The organism is Synechococcus sp. WH 5701 (genome assembly GCF_000153045.1).
GTDB lineage: Bacteria > Cyanobacteriota > Cyanobacteriia > PCC-6307 > Cyanobiaceae > Regnicoccus_A > Regnicoccus_A antarcticus.
In genome coordinates, this window is record NZ_AANO01000068.1 from 1 (window position 1) to 1,504 (window position 1,504).

2 protein-coding genes are annotated in these 1,504 nt (G+C 60.8%); one reads left to right on the forward strand and one right to left on the reverse strand.

Annotated elements, in window-relative coordinates; all coding sequences use genetic code 11:
• Positions 1–527 (forward strand): GAP family protein (locus tag WH5701_RS00380; RefSeq protein ID WP_037979124.1); only part of this gene is annotated, 527 nt, incomplete at its 5' end.
• Positions 528–547: 20 nt separating this feature from the next.
• On the opposite strand, the gene WH5701_RS00385 is transcribed toward WH5701_RS00380, so the two are convergent.
• Positions 548–1,504, reverse strand: a 957-nt coding sequence (locus WH5701_RS00385; RefSeq protein ID WP_006169811.1) for an ATP-binding domain-containing protein, incomplete at its 5' end; no start/stop codon positions are given.

Consider the following 1,504-nt stretch of genomic DNA (forward strand, 5'->3'; position numbering starts at 1 on the left):
TGGTGCTCGGATTACTCACCCTGGGGCACGGCCTTTTGCTGGACATGAGCCATGGATCCAAACACCGCACCGGGCTGGATCTGATCGCAGGCGGAGCGTTAGTTGCCCTCGGGGGACGGGAGCTCATCCGCAGTTGGCTCAATCAAGATGGCCCCCCAGGCTGGACCCAAAGCGTGGATCGCTTTGCCGCCCTGCCCCTGCCGCTCCTGCTATTGATCAGCAGTGCCACCGAAATCATCAGCCCAGACGACCTGCTGCTCTTCGCGAAAACCGCCGGAGTGATTCTTGCCCAAGGACTCAGCCTGCAGGGGGAGGTCGCGTCCAGCCTGGTGTTCAGCCTGTCAGCCAGCGTGCTGTTGCTGGTGCCTTTCGTGGCGGTTGTCCTTGGGGGTGAACGCGTTTTGCCGATGTTGCAGCAAGGAAAAACCACCCTGCTGAACCGTGGGGAATTGGTGGTGGGCAGCGTGAGCTTGGGCCTGGGTGGCTATTTGAGCTGGCAAGGCATCACAGGGCTTGCCCTGCGTTGAGCCAAGCCTGATTCGCACCCTCACTCTGAGAACGTTGAAAAGGCTTGAGTCCATGCCGCCGTGGTCTCAGGCGACGACGTCCCACCGATCATCCACACGCCGGTCCGCGCCCGCGACACTGCGACATAGCAAAGCTGTTGTCGGATGCGCGGATCAGCTCGGAACACATCAGGCGCCACAAACACCTCACCAAAGCTGCTGCCCTGGCTGCGATGCACCGTTAAAACAGCGGCGGGTCCGAGGGACGCAAAGGCATCTCGAACAAGGAAATACTGCCTCCAAATGCTGCGCCCATTTTTTTTACCGGCGTCTTTGGCCTGTTGGCGCAACCGCTGCATCACACCATCCAATTCCAGGCGCGCCGCACTGCCAACGGGGGGCTGTAATCGAAGCGTGAGCTCGAGATCCCCGGAGCTCACTTTGGCCGACAGGGTTTCAATCATGGGCACCCCTCCGTTGATCTCCGTCAACCCAAAATCCAGCAAGTCGCACGATTCAGGCGTCACATCCAGCACCACCACCTCTCGGTTGGATCCCAACACCATGTCGGGCTCTTCCCCGGCTTCTTCCCCGTCCCGGGAGGCTGGTGCCATCACCGCAGTGCGGCTAATCAACACTTCGCCAGGCAAGACGGGCATCTGATCCGCCATGTCGCCATGAATGGCCCGACGCGCGTGGGGTACCAGCCGCTCCAGGGTGCGATTGGTGTAGCAAAGAATGCGTGCGGCATCGGGATTGTCCTGTTGCGAGGCTGCCTTCAACGATTGGCGGGCTTGGTTCAACCATTCCTTTTGGGAGAGGCAACGCACCTGCCCTTGCTCATTCCGGATCGGCTGCAGAAGCGGAGGAGATAAGCAAGGCAACACTCCCTCCCGCAGACGGCTCGCGAGCTGCAGCACCGGCCCCTGGTGACGAACCACCTGCTGTAACACCGCTCCACTGCGCCGTTGCATGGCGAATACTGGGCTTTTCTCCTC